The organism is Eubacterium uniforme, assembly GCF_900167115.1.
Classification (GTDB): domain Bacteria; phylum Bacillota; class Clostridia; order Lachnospirales; family Lachnospiraceae; genus Eubacterium_S; species Eubacterium_S uniforme.
In genome coordinates, this window is record NZ_FUXZ01000030.1 from 1 (window position 1) to 2,729 (window position 2,729).

A 2,729-nucleotide genomic window follows, 5' to 3' on the forward strand; every position below is an offset into this window, starting at 1 on the left:
AAACTTGCACGACAAATGGGGTGCAAATCAATAAACTTGCACGACAAATGGGGTGCAAATCAATAAACTTGCACGACAAATGAGGTGCAAATCAATAAACTTGCACGACAAATAGAGTGCAAGTCATAAGGAGAAGGATCATGAGCAGAAATCAATTAAAGCAGGAAATGACAACTATTAAATTTAGATTGCCAGTAGCCTTAAAAGAAAAAATAAAATGTAAAGCACAAAAATCAAATATGACAGTTAGTGAATATCTAAGAATCAAATCTTGTGATATTAAAATTACGGAAAAGCAATTTGATGATTTAAATAAGATTATTTCATATGAGATAAAAAAGATTGGAAACAACATAAACCAGATTGCACATCAATATAATACCTATGATATTGATGAACCATCGACTGAACTAAATATTATGCTTAAACAGTTAAATGAAAAATTAGATTTGATAGAAGAAAAGTTGGAGGACATAAAATATGGCGATTACTAAATTGATGCATATTAAAGAACGAAAAACAGGTGAACCATCAACAGGACTTAGAAATTGTATTAATTATATTTTAAATCCAGTTAAGACAGATAACATGAAGTTGGTTGTAAGTAACTCCGGATTAATACCTGATGAAATTTTGAAGAGTTTTATAAAGACAAAAGATTTTTATAATAAAAGGTTTGGAAGACAGGGGTATCATTTCATCGTATCATATCCTGCAGGAGAAATAATTAAAGATTCTATCATGCTAAATGTTATGGAGGATATTACGCAAGAATTATTAAATGATGAATTTGATTATGTGGCTGCGGTGCATAATGATACAGATCATCCGCATGGGCATATTGTTTTTAATTCAGTTAATAGAGTTACTGGAAAGAAGTATAGGTATAATAATGGAGATTGGGCAAAGATAATTCAACCAATTGTAAATAGGGTTTCTGAAGAGTATAATCTTCCATTAATTAATATCATGGTAATGGATGAAAAAACTGAACAAGGAACATTGAATAAACGTAAGCTATTAAAACATGATATTGATGAAGCTGTTAAAAGTGCAAATGATTATGATGAATTGCTTGAAATATTAGAAAAAGATTATGATATTGAGGTAAAGGAAGCCTATTCTAAAAAATATGGAACAATACTAAAGTTTAAGCCATTAGGTGAAACTAAATATATAAGAGCAAATAGTCTAGGTTTTGGATATTATCCAGAAGATTTAAAAAGAAGACTTAATATGAATCCGTTGGATATTAAAGATGTGGAATTAGCTGTAAATGAAAATATTAATAAGATTCATGTTTATAAAGGTTTTGTTTCCTGGGAAAACATGTCAGCTTATCAAAAAGATATAGCTAAAAAGATTTATTATGCAGATAATATATTAAAAAAGGGTAAGCATTTATCAAACTGGGAAGTTAATAGAACTGTTAGCAAGATTAATACTCTAACTAACTCAATATTGGTTATTCAAAAAAATCAAGTAGATTCCTTTAATGATTTAGTTAGTCAAATAGAAAAAAAGGATAATCAAATATTAAAGATTCAAGGATATATGAAAAAATTAAATCAGCAATACAAGGATTATCTAAAACATTCAAAAGGCATTCCTTCACTATTTGATTTATTAAAATCATATAAAGCATTATCTGAAGAACAAGATGTTAATCTAGATAAGTTAAAAAAGATAGAGAAGTATATGGATGTTAAGAATGTCGAACAGGCTTATAATACTTATGTTCAAAAGAAAGATGAGTTAAGAAAAGTAAAAAAAGACCTACAAAATGATAGAAAATATCTTAGAAAAATCAAAAAAGAATTAGAGGATAACCTGGAAGAAAGAAAACTTGATAAATCTATGTTGAAATAACCTAATTAAGAACTATAATAAGCATAAGGATTATGAAATTGCATCAAAAATTAAAAAATGCATAGATTATAGCGAACAGGTAGTATTAAAAAATAATATTGCTATATCAAAATTAAAGTTTATAAAAAGTACAAAAATAGATTGTATCGAAAAAGAAAGACTAAGAGATTGCTTTAGAAAAGAAGAAAATCTAAATTTAGAAAAAGTGCAAGAATTGTTAAAAAGTATTAATGAAAATAACGGGTTAAATAAAAGTAAAAGTATATAAGATGTACTAAACGGACTAAATTTGTACTAAACGGACTAAAGTTTTGTGGTATAATTAAATTGTATAAGTGTGTAAAGATTTAAGAGAACTAGAAAAAGACCTAGTTCTCTTTTTGTTTGGAGGTGATTTTTGTGAAATATGTAGCTGAAGAACTGATAGAAAAGCTTAGAGGTATACCTATTCAGGATGTGGCTTCATCCATGGGGTATCATGTTGTAAAAAAGGGAAATTTTTATTCACTAAAAGAACATGATTCAGTAATGATAGATCCGCGTAAGAATAAGTATGTTAGATATAGTTCTGATGGAAGTAGTAAATCGGTATTTGATTTCTTGATAGAATTTGGCAACATGGATTTTATTGGAGCAGTAAATTATCTAAATAATAATTATATTGGAGAAGCTCAAATAAGCAGATTTAAGGAAGTAAAGAAAGAAAAAGAACATAATGGTAAATTGGAATTACCGAGAAAATCAACTAACATGCGTAATACATTTGCTTATTTGATTAAAACAAGATGTTTATCTGTTGATTTAGTTAAAAGCTTAGCTAACAAGGGTTATATATATCAAGATGAAGAACATAAAAATGT

General features: G+C 27.6%; 2 protein-coding genes and 1 pseudogene. All 3 read left to right on the plus strand.

What is annotated here, in order from left to right; all coding sequences use genetic code 11:
* The first annotated feature begins 140 nt into the window (after positions 1-140).
* Positions 141-494: a plasmid mobilization protein gene (locus tag B5D16_RS12170; RefSeq protein ID WP_078767241.1), complete on the plus strand. Its 354-nt coding sequence runs from the start codon at positions 141-143 to the stop codon at positions 492-494.
* The gene (locus B5D16_RS12175) at positions 481-1,869 is read left to right on the plus strand and encodes a relaxase/mobilization nuclease domain-containing protein (RefSeq protein WP_078767242.1); all 1,389 of its coding nucleotides are present in this window, start codon (positions 481-483) and stop codon (positions 1,867-1,869) included. Before B5D16_RS12170 ends, B5D16_RS12175 begins: the two co-directional genes overlap by 14 nt.
* A 399-nt stretch (positions 1,870-2,268) precedes the next feature.
* Positions 2,269-2,729 (plus strand): annotated as a pseudogene (locus tag B5D16_RS12180) (DUF3991 domain-containing protein); the annotation flags it as partial.

Coding starts and splice junctions, on each gene's coding strand:
- B5D16_RS12170 (WP_078767241.1), top strand. CDS start 141: ATGAGCAGAAATCAATTAAAGCAGGAAATGACAACTATTAAATTTAGA.
- B5D16_RS12175 (WP_078767242.1), top strand. CDS start 481: ATGGCGATTACTAAATTGATGCATATTAAAGAACGAAAAACAGGTGAA.